The organism is Streptococcus sp. HMSC034E03 (genome assembly GCF_001811505.1).
Taxonomy (GTDB): Bacteria; Bacillota; Bacilli; order Lactobacillales; family Streptococcaceae; genus Streptococcus.
In genome coordinates this window covers 1-14860 of the sequence record NZ_KV804965.1, presented here as the reverse complement: position 1 = coordinate 14860, position 14860 = coordinate 1, and the positions used below count along the sequence as shown (strand labels likewise).

19 protein-coding genes and 1 tRNA gene are annotated in these 14860 nt (G+C 39.0%); 17 read left to right on the top strand and 3 right to left on the bottom strand.

The genetic code is table 11. The annotated features are described in order from the left end of the window. Positions 1 to 14: 14 nt before the first annotated feature. The 6 genes from atpF (at position 15) to HMPREF2805_RS02380 (ending at position 5377) form a co-directional block, all read left to right on the top strand. Complete coding sequence (gene atpF, locus HMPREF2805_RS02405) at positions 15 to 509, top strand: F0F1 ATP synthase subunit B (RefSeq protein ID WP_000366310.1); 495 nt, start codon at positions 15 to 17, stop codon at positions 507 to 509. Next, positions 509 to 1045 (top strand): F0F1 ATP synthase subunit delta, encoded by a 537-nt coding sequence (locus HMPREF2805_RS02400; RefSeq protein ID WP_000359024.1) that lies wholly within the window; start codon positions 509 to 511, stop codon positions 1043 to 1045. Before atpF ends, HMPREF2805_RS02400 begins: the two co-directional genes overlap by 1 nt. 14 nt (positions 1046 to 1059) lie before the next feature. Continuing rightward, on the top strand, positions 1060 to 2565 hold the full coding sequence (gene atpA / locus HMPREF2805_RS02395; protein ID WP_049503616.1) for a F0F1 ATP synthase subunit alpha: 1506 nt from the start codon (positions 1060 to 1062) through the stop codon (positions 2563 to 2565). Between the two features lie 15 nt (positions 2566 to 2580). Next, positions 2581 to 3459 carry a F0F1 ATP synthase subunit gamma gene (locus HMPREF2805_RS02390; protein ID WP_075231236.1) on the top strand — a complete coding sequence of 293 codons (879 nt, stop codon included), beginning with the start codon at positions 2581 to 2583 and terminating at the stop codon, positions 3457 to 3459. An 81-nt stretch (positions 3460 to 3540) separates the two neighbouring features. Next, positions 3541 to 4947 carry a F0F1 ATP synthase subunit beta gene (atpD, locus tag HMPREF2805_RS02385; RefSeq protein ID WP_000094353.1) on the top strand — a complete coding sequence of 469 codons (1407 nt, stop codon included), beginning with the start codon at positions 3541 to 3543 and terminating at the stop codon, positions 4945 to 4947. Positions 4948 to 4957: 10 nt separating this feature from the next. Continuing rightward, positions 4958 to 5377 carry a F0F1 ATP synthase subunit epsilon gene (locus HMPREF2805_RS02380; RefSeq protein WP_049503620.1) on the top strand — a complete coding sequence of 140 codons (420 nt, stop codon included), beginning with the start codon at positions 4958 to 4960 and terminating at the stop codon, positions 5375 to 5377. A 41-nt stretch (positions 5378 to 5418) separates the two neighbouring features. Here HMPREF2805_RS02380 and HMPREF2805_RS02375 read toward each other — a convergent pair whose 3' ends face one another. Further along, positions 5419 to 6426 carry a lactonase family protein gene (locus tag HMPREF2805_RS02375; protein ID WP_075231235.1) on the bottom strand — a complete coding sequence of 336 codons (1008 nt, stop codon included), beginning with the start codon at positions 6424 to 6426 and terminating at the stop codon, positions 5419 to 5421. Between the two features lie 209 nt (positions 6427 to 6635). Here HMPREF2805_RS02375 and HMPREF2805_RS02370 point away from each other — a divergent pair, with 209 nt between their 5' ends. The 5 genes from HMPREF2805_RS02370 to HMPREF2805_RS02350 all read left to right on the top strand — a co-directional run bounded on the left by HMPREF2805_RS02370 (position 6636) and on the right by HMPREF2805_RS02350 (position 11080). Further along, entirely contained in the window at positions 6636 to 7799 is a 1164-nt protein-coding gene (locus HMPREF2805_RS02370; RefSeq protein ID WP_075231234.1) for an AI-2E family transporter, read from the top strand. Beyond that, on the top strand, positions 7789 to 9018 hold the full coding sequence (locus HMPREF2805_RS02365; RefSeq protein ID WP_075231233.1) for a tetratricopeptide repeat protein: 1230 nt from the start codon (positions 7789 to 7791) through the stop codon (positions 9016 to 9018). Before HMPREF2805_RS02370 ends, HMPREF2805_RS02365 begins: the two co-directional genes overlap by 11 nt. 181 nt (positions 9019 to 9199) lie before the next feature. Then, positions 9200 to 10036: a DegV family protein gene (locus HMPREF2805_RS02360; RefSeq protein WP_061863182.1), complete on the top strand. Its 837-nt coding sequence runs from the start codon at positions 9200 to 9202 to the stop codon at positions 10034 to 10036. A gap of 106 nt (positions 10037 to 10142) precedes the next feature. Beyond that, positions 10143 to 10418: an HU family DNA-binding protein gene (locus HMPREF2805_RS02355; protein ID WP_001284633.1), complete on the top strand. Its 276-nt coding sequence runs from the start codon at positions 10143 to 10145 to the stop codon at positions 10416 to 10418. A 341-nt stretch (positions 10419 to 10759) separates the two neighbouring features. Beyond that, positions 10760 to 11080, top strand: coding sequence for a heavy metal-binding domain-containing protein (locus tag HMPREF2805_RS02350; RefSeq protein ID WP_075231232.1), 321 nt, complete (start codon positions 10760 to 10762; stop codon positions 11078 to 11080). Positions 11081 to 11124: 44 nt separating this feature from the next. Here HMPREF2805_RS02350 and HMPREF2805_RS02345 read toward each other — a convergent pair whose 3' ends face one another. Both HMPREF2805_RS02345 and HMPREF2805_RS02340 read right to left on the bottom strand, forming a co-directional pair. Next, the gene (locus HMPREF2805_RS02345) at positions 11125 to 11367 is read right to left on the bottom strand and encodes a type B 50S ribosomal protein L31 (RefSeq protein WP_000710764.1); all 243 of its coding nucleotides are present in this window, start codon (positions 11365 to 11367) and stop codon (positions 11125 to 11127) included. A gap of 96 nt (positions 11368 to 11463) precedes the next feature. Continuing rightward, positions 11464 to 12399: a DHH family phosphoesterase gene (locus HMPREF2805_RS02340; RefSeq protein ID WP_075231231.1), complete on the bottom strand. Its 936-nt coding sequence runs from the start codon at positions 12397 to 12399 to the stop codon at positions 11464 to 11466. 103 nt (positions 12400 to 12502) lie between these two features. Here HMPREF2805_RS02340 and HMPREF2805_RS02335 point away from each other — a divergent pair, with 103 nt between their 5' ends. The 6 genes from HMPREF2805_RS02335 to HMPREF2805_RS02310 all read left to right on the top strand — a co-directional run bounded on the left by HMPREF2805_RS02335 (position 12503) and on the right by HMPREF2805_RS02310 (position 14603). Further along, positions 12503 to 12946, top strand: a complete 444-nt coding sequence (locus tag HMPREF2805_RS02335) for a flavodoxin (protein ID WP_001162134.1) — start codon at positions 12503 to 12505, stop codon at positions 12944 to 12946. Between the two features lie 116 nt (positions 12947 to 13062). Continuing rightward, positions 13063 to 13329 carry a chorismate mutase gene (locus HMPREF2805_RS02330; protein ID WP_049528196.1) on the top strand — a complete coding sequence of 89 codons (267 nt, stop codon included), beginning with the start codon at positions 13063 to 13065 and terminating at the stop codon, positions 13327 to 13329. Then, positions 13326 to 13700, top strand: a complete 375-nt coding sequence (gene crcB / locus HMPREF2805_RS02325) for a fluoride efflux transporter CrcB (RefSeq protein ID WP_049528198.1) — start codon at positions 13326 to 13328, stop codon at positions 13698 to 13700. The genes HMPREF2805_RS02330 and crcB (HMPREF2805_RS02325) overlap by 4 nt, the downstream gene beginning before the upstream one ends. Further along, positions 13694 to 14023: a fluoride efflux transporter CrcB gene (gene crcB, locus HMPREF2805_RS02320; RefSeq protein WP_049528200.1), complete on the top strand. Its 330-nt coding sequence runs from the start codon at positions 13694 to 13696 to the stop codon at positions 14021 to 14023. The genes crcB (HMPREF2805_RS02325) and crcB (HMPREF2805_RS02320) overlap by 7 nt, the downstream gene beginning before the upstream one ends. Positions 14024 to 14141: 118 nt before the next feature. Continuing rightward, positions 14142 to 14489, top strand: coding sequence for a 50S ribosomal protein L19 (gene rplS / locus HMPREF2805_RS02315; protein WP_001068670.1), 348 nt, complete (start codon positions 14142 to 14144; stop codon positions 14487 to 14489). A 42-nt stretch (positions 14490 to 14531) separates the two neighbouring features. Continuing rightward, positions 14532 to 14603: transfer RNA gene (locus tag HMPREF2805_RS02310), tRNA-Arg, on the top strand. Positions 14604 to 14860 lie beyond the last annotated feature (257 nt).

Genomic DNA, 14860 nt, shown 5'->3' with positions numbered 1-14860 from the left:
AGGAGGATTAGAAGATGGATTTAACTATTAGTACCATTATCGGTGACTTTATTCTTATCGCTGGTTCCTTCCTTTTATTAATTTTTTTAGTTAAGAAATATGCTTGGGGAAATATTACCAGTATTTTGGATCAACGTGCTGAAAAGATTTCTTCAGATATTGATGGTGCTGAGGAAGCTCGTAAAAAGGCTGAGGAACTAGCAAGTAAGCGAGAGGCTGAGCTAGCAGGTAGCCGTACCGAAGCTAAAACGATTATCGAGAATGCAAAGGAAACAGCTGAAAAGAGCAAATCAGATATTCTGGCTGAAGCTAAGCTAGAAGCTGGTCGCTTGAAAGAAAAAGCTAACCAAGAAATTGCGCAAAATAAAGCTGAGGCTTTACAAAGCGTTAAAGGTGAGGTAGCAGATTTGACAGTTAGTCTAGCTGGAAAAATCATCTCACAAAACCTTGACGGTCATGCCCATAAAGAACTCATTGATCAGTATATTGATCAGCTAGGAGAAGCTTAATGGACAAAAAGACAGTAAAGGTAATTGAAAAATACAGCATGCCTTTTGTCCAATTGGTGATTGAAAAAGGAGAAGAAGATTCTATCTTCTCAGACTTGACCCAGATTAAGCAAGTCGCTGAAGAAACAGACTTGCCTTCTTTTTTGGCTCAGGTAGATGTTGATGAGTCTGACAAGGAAAAAACAGTCAGTTATTTCCAAGATTCTGCATCGCCATTATTACAAAACTTCATTCAAGTTCTGTTGTACAATCATCGTTCAAATCTTTTTTATGATGTGATTGTAGATTGTTTAAACCGTCTTGAGAGAGAAACGAATCGTTTTGAAGTAACGATTGTGTCTGCTCATCCTCTAACGGATGAACAAAAAGAACGTTTGCTTCCAATTATAGAGAAAAAGATGTCTTTAAAAGTGCGTAGCATTAAAGAAGAAATCGACGATAGTTTAATCGGTGGTTTTGTTATTATCGCCAATCACAAGACAATTGATGTTAGTATTAAACAACAACTTAAAGTTGTTAAGGAAAATTTGAAATAGAAAGTGGTGTTCTTTTGGCAATTAACGCACAAGAAATCAGCGCTTTAATTAAGCAACAAATTGAAAATTTCAAACCCAATTTTGATGTGACTGAAACTGGTGTTGTAACCTACATCGGTGACGGAATTGCGCGTGCTCATGGCCTTGAAAATGCCATGAGTGGAGAGTTGTTGATTTTTGAAAACGGCTCTTATGGTATGGCGCAAAACTTAGAATCAACAGATGTTGGTATCATCATCCTTGGAGACTTTACAGATATCCGCGAAGGCGACACTATTCGTCGTACAGGGAAAATCATGGAAGTTCCAGTTGGTGATAGCTTGATTGGACGTGTCGTGGATCCACTTGGTCGTCCAGTAGATGGGCTTGGTCCAATCGACACAAACAAAACTCGTCCAGTTGAAGCACCAGCTCCTGGGGTTATGCAACGTAAATCAGTATCACAACCATTGCAAACTGGTTTGAAAGCTATTGATGCCCTTGTTCCAATCGGTCGTGGACAACGTGAGTTGATTATCGGTGACCGTCAAACAGGGAAAACTACCATCGCTATCGATGCAATCTTGAACCAAAAAGGTCAAGATATGATTTGTATCTATGTAGCGATTGGTCAAAAAGAATCAACAGTTCGTACACAAGTAGAAACACTTCGTCAGTACGGAGCCTTGGATTACACAATCGTCGTGACAGCGTCAGCTTCACAACCTTCACCATTGCTTTTCCTTGCACCTTATGCAGGGGTTGCTATGGCGGAAGAATTTATGTACCAAGGTAAGCATGTCTTGATCGTTTATGATGACTTATCTAAACAAGCGGTAGCTTATCGTGAACTTTCTCTCTTGCTCCGTCGTCCGCCAGGTCGTGAAGCCTTCCCAGGGGATGTCTTCTACCTTCATAGCCGTCTACTTGAACGTTCAGCTAAAGTTTCGGATGAATTGGGTGGAGGATCTATCACAGCCCTTCCGTTTATCGAGACACAAGCCGGAGATATCTCAGCCTATATCGCTACAAACGTAATCTCTATTACAGATGGACAAATCTTCCTAAGTGATAGTCTCTTTAATGCGGGTATCCGTCCGGCTATTGATGCGGGTTCTTCTGTATCGCGTGTTGGTGGTTCTGCTCAGATTAAAGCCATGAAGAAAGTTGCTGGTACACTCCGTATCGACCTTGCTTCATACCGTGAGTTAGAAGCCTTCACTAAATTTGGTTCTGACTTGGATGCGGCTACTCAGGCTAAATTGAACCGTGGTCGTCGTACTGTAGAAGTATTGAAACAACCTGTTCACAAACCATTACCTGTTGAGAAACAAGTTACTATTCTCTATGCTTTAACACATGGTTTCTTGGATACAATTCCTGTAGACGATATCGTTCGTTTCGAAGAAGAGTTCCATATGTTCTTTGATGCTCAACATCCTGAAATTTTGGAAACCATTCGTGAAACAAAAGACTTGCCAGATGAAGCAGTCTTGGATGCTGCGATTACTGAGTTTCTCAATCAATCAAGCTTCCAATAAGAATAGAGGTGTCAGATGGCAGTATCTCTAAATGATATTAAAACAAAAATCGCCTCAACAAAAAATACTAGTCAAATTACTAACGCTATGCAGATGGTTTCTGCAGCTAAGTTAGGTCGTTCTGAAGAAGCAGCTCGTAACTTCCAAGTGTATGCACAAAAAGTGCGTAAACTAGTTACAGACATCCTCCACGGAGATGGTGCAGGCGGATCAACTAACCCTATGTTGATCAGTCGCCCCGTCAAAAAAACAGGCTATATCGTCATTACATCTGACCGTGGTCTTGTTGGAGGATATAATTCTTCAATCTTAAAAGCTGTCATGGAAATTCAGCAAGAATACCATCCTTCAGGTGATGATTTTGAAGTCATCTGTATTGGTGGTATGGGAGCCGATTTCTTCAAATCACGTGGTATTCAACCTATCTATGAATTGCGTGGACTTGCAAGCCAACCAAGTTTTGATGAAGTTCGTAAGATTATCACAAAAACGATTGAAATGTATCAAAACGAACTTTTCGATGAGCTCTACGTTTGCTACAACCACCACGTGAATACATTGACAAGTCAAATGCGTGTAGAACAGATGCTTCCAATCGTGGACTTGGATCCAAATGAAGCAGATGATAACTATAGCTTGACCTTTGACCTTGAAACAAGTTGTGAAGAAATCTTGGATCAATTGCTACCACAGTTTGCAGAAAGTATGATTTATGGTGCTATTATTGATGCCAAGACAGCTGAAAATGCTGCAGGTATGACAGCCATGCAAACAGCGACTGATAATGCAAAAAAAGTGATTAATGATTTGACAATCCAGTATAACCGTGCCAGACAGGCGGCGATTACACAAGAAATCACAGAAATCGTGGCAGGAGCTAGCGCTTTAGAATAAAGCCATCCTGCTCATATCAATGAACTTAGGACCTAGCAAAACTAGGAACCGACAGTATCTTATATAGAATAGGAGAAGGAGATGAGTTCAGGTAAAATTGCTCAGGTTATCGGACCCGTTGTAGACGTTTTGTTTGCAGCAGGGGAAAAACTTCCTGAGATTAACAATGCACTTGTCGTCTACAAAAATGACGAAAAGAAAACAAAAATCGTCCTTGAAGTAGCCTTAGAGTTGGGGGATGGTATGATTCGTACCATCGCCATGGAATCAACAGATGGTTTGACTCGTGGAATGGAAGTATTGGACACAGGTCGTCCAATCTCTGTACCAGTAGGTAAAGAAACCTTGGGACGTGTCTTCAACGTTTTGGGAGATACCATTGACTTGGAAGCTCCTTTTGGAGAAGACGCAGAACGCCAGCCAATTCATAAAAAAGCACCTACTTTTGATGAGTTGTCTACCTCTTCAGAAATCCTCGAAACAGGGATTAAGGTTATCGACCTTCTTGCCCCTTATCTTAAAGGTGGTAAAGTCGGACTCTTCGGTGGTGCCGGAGTCGGTAAAACTGTCTTGATCCAAGAATTGATTCACAACATTGCCCAAGAACACGGTGGTATCTCAGTATTTACTGGTGTTGGGGAACGTACTCGTGAAGGGAACGACCTATATTGGGAAATGAAAGAATCAGGTGTTATCGAGAAAACAGCCATGGTATTTGGTCAGATGAATGAGCCACCAGGAGCACGTATGCGTGTTGCCCTTACTGGTTTGACAATCGCTGAATACTTCCGTGATGTAGAAGGCCAAGACGTTCTTCTCTTCATTGACAACATCTTCCGTTTCACACAAGCTGGTTCAGAAGTATCTGCCCTTTTGGGTCGTATGCCATCAGCCGTTGGTTACCAACCAACCCTCGCAACAGAAATGGGTCAATTGCAAGAACGTATCACTTCAACTAAGAAAGGTTCTGTAACCTCTATCCAGGCTATCTACGTGCCAGCGGATGACTATACTGACCCAGCGCCAGCAACAGCCTTCGCTCACTTGGATTCAACTACCAACTTGGAACGTAAATTGGTTCAATTGGGTATCTACCCAGCCGTTGACCCACTTGCTTCAAGTTCACGTGCCTTGGCACCTGAAATCGTTGGAGAAGAACACTACGCAGTTGCGGCTGAGGTCAAACGTGTTCTTCAACGTTACCATGAGTTGCAAGATATCATTGCCATCCTTGGTATGGATGAACTTTCTGATGAAGAAAAGACTTTGGTTGCTCGTGCCCGTCGTATTCAGTTCTTCCTTTCACAAAACTTCAACGTTGCGGAACAATTTACTGGTCAACCAGGTTCTTATGTTCCAGTAGCCGAAACAGTTCGTGGATTTAAGGAAATTCTCGACGGAAAACACGATCATCTCCCAGAAGATGCCTTCCGTGGAGTAGGTTCAATCGAAGATGTTATCGCTAAGGCTGAAAAAATGGGATTTTAAGAGGTGATCTATGGCTCAGTTAACTGTCCAGATCGTGACACCAGATGGCCTCGTCTATGATCACCATGCCAGCTTTGTATCGGTTCGAACTCTGGATGGTGAGATGGGGATCTTGCCACGACATCAAAATATGATTGCGGTATTAGCAGTTGATGAAGTTAAAGTCAAACGTATTGATGATGATTCTCATGTCAACTGGATAGCAGTAAACGGAGGAATCATCGAGATTGCTAATGATGTCATTACCATTATTGCAGACTCAGCTGAGCGTGCTCGTGATATCGATATTAGCCGTGCAGAACGTGCCAAACTTCGTGCAGAACGTGAAATCGAAGAAGCGCAAGACAAACACTTGATTGACCAAGAGCGTCGTGCTAAGATTGCATTACAACGTGCTATTAACCGAATCAATGTCGGAAATAAATTATAAAAAAATGAACTTGATTTGAGAATCAAGTTCATTTTTTATGTTTAAAATGTGACGCAAACCGCTTCGGGAACGTGGAAATCATTGGAAAGTTCTGCAAGACGACCAGTATCTGAATTACGTTTAAAGACAGTTGCATTATCAGAATCCTGGTGAACAGCGATGAGGAATTCTTGGTCTGGTGAAAGGATAAAGTCACGAGGAGTTTTCCCGTTTGTAGGAACAAATTCCAACAATTCTAAACTGCCATCAGCTAGAATAGTGTAGACTACAATAGAATCGTGACCACGGTTTGATGCGTAAAGATATTTTCCATCTTTTGAGAGACGAATTGCAGCAGTTCCATTAAAGTCATTAAATCCTTCAGGTAGTGTAGAAATAACTTGCATTTTTTCAAATGCGCCAACACCATCATAAATCAATACTTCAATTGAACTATTGAGTTCACAGATGAGATAAGCAATCTTGTAGTGGTTATGAAAAACAAGGTGACGTGCACCAGCACCAGGGCTACAGTTGTAAGTAGCTAGCTTATTTAGTTTTCCTTCTGGATTGACATCATAAGTAGTAACCTCATCAGTACCTAAATCGCAAGTGACTAAATACTGATCTGGTGTTAAATCTGTAAAGTGTACATGTGGAGAAGCTTGATTTTCATGAGGACCATGACCGCTATGTTGAACTATATCAGCCAATTCTAGACTACCATCTTCTTTACGTTTATAGACCAGAACTTGTCCCTTATGATAGTTAGCACCGTATACTAGGCCACGTTTTTCATCAACAGCAACATAACAGTGAGGGGCTCCTTCTGTTACAACATGGTTAAGCAAAGTACCATCAGTTTGATAGGCAGCAATTCCCCCTTGTCCATCTTTGCTACCGACAGTGTAGAGGTGATTTTCTTGATCAAATGCAAGATAGGTAGGACTTGGTTCAGTAGCAAATAGTTTAAGATTGGATAGTTTCCCAGTCTCTGTATCAAAATCAGCTTGATAAATCCCTTGGGATAAGCGACGAGTGTAGGTTCCGAAATAAATTGTTTCAATCATAGCTATACCTCTAAATAAAGATGTTTCTATTATATCATAAATTGGGATAACTGAAGATAATGGTAGGGAAAACAATGAAACTTCTAAGTATAAAATTAGTAAAATGCAAGATGGATTTTTAGAGTTTTCAATCGTCACCTCAACACTTTAAAAACAGTTTATTCCCTGTAAAAATGGTATAATGAAAAGACAAAGGAAAGGAAGTAGATATGGAACAAAAAGAGAAACATTTTAATTTATCTTGGTTTTTTAAATGGTTTTTAGATAATAAGGCTGTTACTGTATTTTTGGTAGCCTTGTTACTAGGTCTCAATATTTTTATTTTAAGTAAGATTAGTTTTTTATTTATCCCTGTCGTTGATTTTTTATCAGTGGTCATGTTACCTGTTATTTTATCAGGATTGCTTTTTTATCTCTTAAACCCACTGGTGGATTTGATGGAGAAGTACAAGATAAATCGTGTCTTAGCCATTAGTATTATCTTTGTCATTATTGCTATACTTCTGATTATTGGTCTGGCTGTTGCGATTCCAAATCTTCAACGTCAAGTAGTTATTTTTGCGCAAAATGTACCAAATTATCTCGAAGATGCTGATAGAGTTATTGATGATCTTGTAACTAAGCGTTTGCCAGATGACTTTAGACCTCAACTGGAACAGGTTCTGGCTCAGTTTTCAACACAAGCAACTGCTTGGGCTAGTAATATATCTTCTAAGGCTGTGAACTGGGTGAGTGCTCTTATCAGTGGAACGTCTCAAGTCATTGTTGCTCTAATTATCATGCCGTTTATGCTCTTTTATCTTCTTAGAGATGGAAAAGGTTTGAGAAATCATATCACTCAATTCTTACCAAATAAATTGAGAGAACCAGTAGGTAAGGTTCTAACGGATGTGAACCAACAACTTTCTAACTATGTTAGAGGACAAATTACTGTTGCTATTATCGTGGCAATTATGTTTATCATCTTCTTTAAAATTATTGGTTTGAGATATGCGGTGACTCTTGGTATTACTGCTGGGGTCTTAAATCTTATCCCTTATCTTGGAAGTTTCCTTGCTATGATACCAGCTCTGGTCTTAGGGTTAATTGCTGGACCAGTTATGCTCTTGAAAGCTATTATCGTTTTTATCGTAGAGCAGACAATTGAAGGTCGTTTTGTGTCTCCATTGATTTTAGGTAGTCAACTAAACATCCATCCAATCACTATTCTATTCGTTTTGTTGACGTCTGGTTCTATGTTTGGTGTTTGGGGAGTCCTATTGGGAATTCCTGTTTATGCTTCAGCCAAAGTTGTTATTTCAGCTATTTTTGAATGGTATAAAAAAGTTAGTGGTCTGTATGAGTTAGAAGAGGAGGTTGAAGGTGAGCAATAGTCAAGAAATGCTTGAAGCTTTGGATCAGCAAGATTTAACAAGAGCTGATCACTATTTTCAAAAAGCATTGGTAGAAGACTCTGATGATCTTCTTTTGGAACTGGCTTATTATTTAGAAGGTATTGGTTTTTATCCACAAGCTCGTCAAATCTATGAAAAACTAGCTCCAATATTTCCAGAAGTAAATCTCAATCTAGCTAGCATCGCAAGTGAAGACGGACAAATTGAAGAAGCATTTGCCTATCTAGAAGAAATTCAACCCAATAGCGATTCTTATGTATCTGCTCTTGTTTTAAAGGCTGATTTCTATCAAATGGAAGGATTGACGGATGTAGCTCGCGACAAGCTATTAGAAGCTCTTAATTACTCTGATGATCCTTTATTGATTTTTGGGCTAGCAGAGTTAGATAGTGAACTTGGAAATGATTTAGAAGCGATTAAGGGCTATGCTCAACTGGATAATCGTGAAATATATGAGCAGACAGGGATTTCGACCTATCAACGAATTGGAACTGCCTATGCTCGACTTGGAAAGTTTGAATCAGCCATAGAGTTTTTAGAAAAAGCTTTAGAGTTAGATTATGAAGATCAGACTGCATTTGAATTAGCAAGTCTTTACTTTGATCAAGAGGAATATCAAAAGGCAGTTTTATATTTCAAACAGCTGGATACTATTTCTCCAGATTTTGAAGGGTATGAGTATGGTTACAGTCAGGCTCTACATAAGGAACACCAGACTGAGCAAGCCTTACTGATTGCTCAACAAGGTTTGGAAAAAAATCCTTTCGAGACACGTTTACTACTCCTTGCTTCACAATTATCTTACGAATTGCATCAACCTGAGCAGGCGGAAGCTTATCTTCTTCAAGCTCAAGAAGATGCGGAAGACCAAGAAGAAATCCTCTTGCGACTAGCAACCATGTATCAGGAGCAAGAAAGGTATGAGGATATTCTAGCCTTAGAAGTATATGAGCCAGAAAATCTCTTGACTAAGTGGATGATTGCACGGAGTTACCAAGAAACTGAAGATTTGGATGCTGCCTATGAATCTTATCAGGCATTGGTTCCAGAACTCAAGGAAAATCCAGAGTTTTTAGAGCAATACATTCATCTATTACGCGAACTTGGAAGGTTTGAAGAAGCAAAAGAACAGATTCAACACTATCTCAAGTTGGTTCCTGATGATATACAAATGCAGGAATTGTATGAACGTTTATGATAAATGAACAGTAGTCGTCTTAGTAGGCGACTATTTTTATAAAATAAAGATTTAAAAATCTATAAATTCCATCATAAAAATGAATAGATACAGCATGAATTTTTAGCTTTTTTTTGATATAATTGTTATAGTTAAATTGAAAAAACTCACTCAAAAAGTGAAACATAGAAAGATTTGAATTATGACACAAGTAAAAATCGTAACAGATTCTTCTGTTACCATTGAACCAGAAGTGGTCAAAGAATTAAATATTACCGTCGTTCCGCTCTCTGTAATGATTGATAGTGTTCTTTATTCGGATGCTGATCTTGAAGAAGGGGAATTTCTTCGCTTGATGAAAGAGAGTAAAAATCTGCCTAAAACAAGTCAACCTCCTGTTGGACTCTTTGCTGAGATCTTTGATGAGTTGAGTAAAGACGGTAGTCAAATTTTAGCCATTCATATGTCTCATGCCTTGTCAGGAACTGTCGAAGCAGCTCGTCAGGGTGCAAGTTTGTCAACGGCTAATGTGACCGTATTGGATAGTTCCTTTACAGATCAAGCCCTAAAATTTCAAGTAGTTGAAGCAGCTAAGTTAGCTCAAGAAGGACAAGACATTGAGACAATTGTGGCTCATGTTGAAGAAGTAAAGAAGAACACAGAGCTCTACATCGGTGTTTCTACCTTGGAAAACCTTGTTAAAGGTGGCCGTATTGGCCGAGTGACAGGTCTTTTAAGCTCTCTATTAAATATCCGCGTAGTCATGCAGATGAAAGATGATGAATTGCAACCAATCGTTAAAGGACGTGGAGCTAAAACTTTTAAAAAATGGTTAGATGAGCTAGTTGCAAAACTGTCAGAGCGTTCTGTTGCAGAAATTGGTATTTCCTATTCTGGAACTCGGGACTGGGCAGAAGAGATGAAAGAAATCTTACAACCATTCGTTGAAAAACCAATCTCTGTACTTGAAACAGGTTCTATTATTCAGACCCATACAGGTGAAAATGCTTGGGCTATTTTAGTCAGATACGAGTCCTAAAAAAATAAAGAAAATAGCAAGAAATAGCGTTTTTGACTTGACCTACAAGAGAATTTAGGATATGATTGTAATTGTTAATTAGAAAATATTTGGAGGAATTATTAACATGGCAAACAAACAAGATTTGATCGCTAAAGTAGCAGAAGCTACAGAATTGACAAAGAAAGACTCAGCAGCAGCAGTTGATGCTGTATTTGCAGCAGTAGCTGATTACCTTGCAGCTGGTGAAAAAGTTCAATTGATTGGTTTTGGTAATTTCGAAGTTCGTGAGCGTGCAGCACGTAAAGGTCGCAACCCACAAACTGGTAAAGAAATTACTATCGCAGCTTCAAAAGTTCCAGCATTCAAAGCTGGTAAAGCTCTTAAAGACGCTGTTAAATAATGAATTTAGAAAAAGCCTATTGTATCAAGCTTTCTAGCTTGGTCAGTAGGCTTTTTTGTAGTTTTGGGGCAAAAAAGGGGCAGAGAAGAACAGTCTCTTTTATACCAGTCATAGATTTTAAGCTCTACTATTGGTAAGAATAGTGAGGCTGAGAAGCCTATCTCAAGTTAGACTTGAAAAGAAAAGATTTAGGTCACCATCCATACAATTGGCACTAAATGGATAGCAAACAAGGATGGTGAGAAGAGTTTCCTTTCAAGCACTGATTCCTTTATAGAATTTCTTGACAGAGTTAGTGAGAGGGTTTACAATTATATAAAAGAAGTTAGGAGGAAAGGAAGATGATTATTTCAACTACGGGAATTGAAGGGAAGAAAATCCTAGCCTACAAAGGAATTGTCTTTGGTGAAGTGGTTGCTGGCGTTAATATGTTCAAAGATATGGCTGCTGGCTTCCGTAATGTTTTTGGAGGACGAGCTAGTAGTTATGAAGGTGAATTGACTCAAGCAAGAGAAGAAGCTCTGGCAGAAATGATGGAGCGTGCAAGTGAACGTGGAGCAAATGCTATTATAGGTATAAAAATGGACTATGAAACTTTAGGTGCTGAAAATGGTATGCTGATGGTCACTTGTAGTGGTACAGCAGTTGTGATTGACTCCTAATTTGAAGAAACAAAAAAGAACAGTCGGAACTGTTCTTTTTATGATTATTTGAGACCGTATTTTTTGTTGAAACGATCCACGCGTCCATCTGCTTGAGTGAACTTTTGACGTCCAGTGTAGAATGGGTGTGAGTCTGATGAAATTTCCACACGGATCAATGGGTAAGTTTCGCCTTCGAACTCAACAGTTTCGTTAGAGCGTTTTGTTGAACCGCTAAGGAATTGGTAACCAGTAGTTGTGTCCATGAAGACAACTGGGCGATATTCTGGATGGATATCTTTTTTCATTTTGCAATATTTCCTTTCTGCCATGGTCTCTTTGCGAGCCATAGATTGTTACCATACTAGTCTATCAGATTCTGATAAGTTTGGCAAGCTTTTTATCTATTTTTTCAGTAAGTTTTTTAATTCTTGATAGATAATTTCATTTTCCTCTAGGCTATAGGAGTTAGCACCACTTGCAAGTGGGTGACCTCCACCATCATGTTCTTTTGCAACACCATTGATTGGAACGAATTTACTGCGAAGTCGAACGCGATAGTGGCCATCTGCTTGTTCCACAAATATTCCCCAAAGGTTAACAGTATCAATACGACCTGGAGCACCAACAATGGCTGCTGTTTCTGCGTCTGTTACTTGATATGTTTTTAGAATTTCTTGAGTCAAAATGACACGCGCAACACCGTTTTCATCAACTTCTAAGTGATCATAGACATAACCTTGAAGTTTAGCAATTTTAAAGCTCATGGTGTCCATTTTACGTGCTAATTCAGCATAGTCAAAGTTATGTTTTCTTAGTTTACTAGCAATTCGAAGGGTACGAGCAGAAGTAGACGGATAAAGGAAACGGCCGGTATCGCCAATAATTCCAGCGCATAGCATTTTAGCTGCATAGTCAGATAATTCAAGATTAGTTGCTTCAGCAAAGAGAACAATCATCTCACTGGCACTGCTCGAGTTGGTATCTACCCAAACAAGATCTCCGTATACTTCATCATTTGGATGGTGGTCAATCTTGATAACAGTTTCAGCATGTTGGTAACGCTTATCATCAATGCGAGCCGTATTGGCTGTATCACAAATGATAGCAAGCGCGCCTTGATAATCTTTGTCTTCTACCTGATCCATCTTTGTAAGCCATGTTAGAGTAGGTTCATCATAACCGACTACCTTGATTTTTTTTTCTGGGAAATGATGTTCCAGAAGTGCTTTGAGTCCAACCTGACTTCCTAAGGCATCAGGATCTGGTTTCATGTGACGGTGAATGATGATGGTATCGTATGCTTTAATTTTTTCTAAAATTTGATGGCAAATTTCCATAAGTGACCTCAATTCTTTCTTATTTCATTGTAGCACAAGAGTTTTTATTTTTAAAATGAAAAAGATGTGATATAATGGAGAAAGATAAATTGAGGAGGACGATATGGCATTAGCAAAAATTGTATTTGCCAGTATGACCGGTAATACCGAAGAAATTGCAGATATTGTAGCAGATAAATTGCGTGAGTTGGGCTTAGAGGTGGATGTTGATGAGTGTACAACTGTTGACGCATCTGACTTTCTTGAAGCAGATATCGCAATCGTTGCAACCTACACTTACGGTGATGGAGAGTTACCAGATGAGATGATGGACTTCTACGAAGACCTAGCAGATCTTAACTTGAGTGGCAAAATCTACGGTGTGGTAGGATCAGGCGATACTTTCTACGATGAGTTCTGTAAGGCTGTTGATGACTTTGATCGTGTATTTGTGGCAACAGGAGCTGAAAAGGGATCAGAGTGTGTCAAAGTGGATCTCTCTGCAGAAGAAGAAGATATCGAACGCTTGGAACAATTTGCAGAAGAATTGGCTGCTAAAGTAGGATAAGCATGAAGTTGCACTGATGAAAGTTGTCAGTGCAGTTTTTGTTAGTCGTCCCTAGGGATGAACTAGCCCATTTAGAAGCTTTTTGATACAATCATTCAAATAATGAAGGAGACTCTATGGATTTAGATATTATTAGACAAGAAATCGATCAAATTGATGACCAAATTGTAAAACTCTTAGAAGAAAGAATGCATCTAGTTGAGAGTGTAGTGGCTTATAAAAAAGCTTCAGGAAAAGCTATTCTAGATACTAAAAGAGAAGAAGTTATCTTTGAAAAAGTCAGAAATCACGTCAGCAATAAAAAATACGAAGAGACAATCGTTGAGACTTTTTCTGATATTCTCAAACGTTCGCGCGATTATCAGGATAAAAACATCAAATGAAAAAAGAACAATTTTATCCATTAGGAATCTTTCTAGCTGCCATGCTAGGAGGACTTGTCCGATATCAGATTTCGAGATGGTTGCCAGCTAGTCCAGATTTTCCATGGGGAACTCTCTTTGCTAACTATCTAGGAATTTTCTGCTTAGTCTATCTTGTCAAAGGTTATTTGGTTTATAAGGGAAGCAGTAAAGGTGTCATTTTAGCGCTTGGAACTGGCTTCTGTGGAGGTTTAACGACTTTTTCAAGCCTCATGTTAGATGGCGTGAAATTGCTGGATACAGGTTCTTACCTAAGTCTAGTAATCTATCTAGTTCTGAGCATTGGTGGTGGACTTTTATTGGCTTATTGTTTAGGGAGGAAGAAATGGTAGTATTATATCTAGCGCTTGCTTGTGGACTAGGTGCCCTCGTGCGTTATTTCTTTTCACGTTATAATCAGGGTTCAGTACTGCCTCTAGGAACTCTCATAGCTAATCTACTGGGCTGTTTTTTGATTGGCTTATTTTACAATCATGTGGAGTCTAAAGAAGTCTATCTTATCCTTGCCACAGGATTTTGTGGAGGTCTAACCACTTTTTCAACCTTGAATGATGAACTCCAAAAACTCTTAGCTGATAAGAAGGTCTTTTACAGATATTTTCTCTTGACCTACTTAGGTGGTTTGCTTGCTATTTTTTTAGGAATTTTACTGTAAATTTCTTTACTTTTTTTAAGAAATTTGGTAAACTGTATCTTGTGTGTAATGGACGCACAAAAATACAGTTTATCCGCTGAGGAAGCTTCCTCAAGATTGACAAAGATAGGAGAATAAAATGAATCCATTAATCCAAAGCTTGACAGAAGGTCAACTTCGTACTGATATCCCATCATTCCGTCCTGGTGACACTGTTCGTGTACACGCGAAAGTTGTCGAAGGTAACCGTGAACGTGTTCAGATCTTTGAAGGTGTCGTTATTGCACGTAAAGGTGCTGGCATCTCAGAAAACTACACAGTTCGTAAAATCTCTAACGGTGTAGGTGTTGAACGTATCTTCCCAATCCACACTCCACGTGTTGAAAAGATCGAAGTTGTTCGTTACGGTAAAGTACGTCGTGCGAAATTGTACTACTTGCGTGCTCTTCAAGGTAAAGCAGCTCGTATCAAAGAAATCCGTCGTTAATTCGACCAAAAAACTCTGCTCATTCGGCAGAGTTTTTCTCTAGCTCCCTTAGTTCAATGGATATAACAACTCCCTCCTAAGGAGTAGTTGCAGGTTCGATTCCTGCAGGGGGCATTTTTACTAATGTAAAGAAAGACAAAGAAAATTCAAAATGTTTATTTGAAGGCAATTTTCTCAAGTTCATTTTTAAAAATAATTTAGCATTTTTAATTTTTTGACCAAATTTTGACCAAATTTTGACCAAAAATTATATTTTGGTCAATGATTATAGAATAAAATGTCTCTGATTTATAGTAGTGCTAAAAAGGACTTCCTTTATTGGAATGTCCTTATTTTTATGGCTCTCTGTCAACTGTAGTGGGTTGAATAAA

What these genes read in the sequence shown, in the direction of transcription:
- atpF (WP_000366310.1), top strand. Translation starts at nt 15, where the DNA reads ATGGATTTAACTATTAGTACCATTATCGGTGACTTTATTCTTATCGCT.
- HMPREF2805_RS02400 (WP_000359024.1), top strand. Translation starts at nt 509, where the DNA reads ATGGACAAAAAGACAGTAAAGGTAATTGAAAAATACAGCATGCCTTTT.
- HMPREF2805_RS02390 (WP_075231236.1), top strand. Translation starts at nt 2,581, where the DNA reads ATGGCAGTATCTCTAAATGATATTAAAACAAAAATCGCCTCAACAAAA.
- atpD (WP_000094353.1), top strand. Translation starts at nt 3,541, where the DNA reads ATGAGTTCAGGTAAAATTGCTCAGGTTATCGGACCCGTTGTAGACGTT.
- HMPREF2805_RS02380 (WP_049503620.1), top strand. Translation starts at nt 4,958, where the DNA reads ATGGCTCAGTTAACTGTCCAGATCGTGACACCAGATGGCCTCGTCTAT.
- HMPREF2805_RS02375 (WP_075231235.1), bottom strand. Translation starts at nt 6,426, where the DNA reads ATGATTGAAACAATTTATTTCGGAACCTACACTCGTCGCTTATCCCAA.
- HMPREF2805_RS02370 (WP_075231234.1), top strand. Translation starts at nt 6,636, where the DNA reads ATGGAACAAAAAGAGAAACATTTTAATTTATCTTGGTTTTTTAAATGG.
- HMPREF2805_RS02360 (WP_061863182.1), top strand. Translation starts at nt 9,200, where the DNA reads ATGACACAAGTAAAAATCGTAACAGATTCTTCTGTTACCATTGAACCA.
- HMPREF2805_RS02355 (WP_001284633.1), top strand. Translation starts at nt 10,143, where the DNA reads ATGGCAAACAAACAAGATTTGATCGCTAAAGTAGCAGAAGCTACAGAA.
- HMPREF2805_RS02350 (WP_075231232.1), top strand. Translation starts at nt 10,760, where the DNA reads ATGATTATTTCAACTACGGGAATTGAAGGGAAGAAAATCCTAGCCTAC.
- HMPREF2805_RS02345 (WP_000710764.1), bottom strand. Translation starts at nt 11,367, where the DNA reads ATGAAAAAAGATATCCATCCAGAATATCGCCCAGTTGTCTTCATGGAC.
- HMPREF2805_RS02340 (WP_075231231.1), bottom strand. Translation starts at nt 12,399, where the DNA reads ATGGAAATTTGCCATCAAATTTTAGAAAAAATTAAAGCATACGATACC.
- HMPREF2805_RS02335 (WP_001162134.1), top strand. Translation starts at nt 12,503, where the DNA reads ATGGCATTAGCAAAAATTGTATTTGCCAGTATGACCGGTAATACCGAA.
- HMPREF2805_RS02330 (WP_049528196.1), top strand. Translation starts at nt 13,063, where the DNA reads ATGGATTTAGATATTATTAGACAAGAAATCGATCAAATTGATGACCAA.
- crcB (WP_049528198.1), top strand. Translation starts at nt 13,326, where the DNA reads ATGAAAAAAGAACAATTTTATCCATTAGGAATCTTTCTAGCTGCCATG.
- crcB (WP_049528200.1), top strand. Translation starts at nt 13,694, where the DNA reads ATGGTAGTATTATATCTAGCGCTTGCTTGTGGACTAGGTGCCCTCGTG.
- rplS (WP_001068670.1), top strand. Translation starts at nt 14,142, where the DNA reads ATGAATCCATTAATCCAAAGCTTGACAGAAGGTCAACTTCGTACTGAT.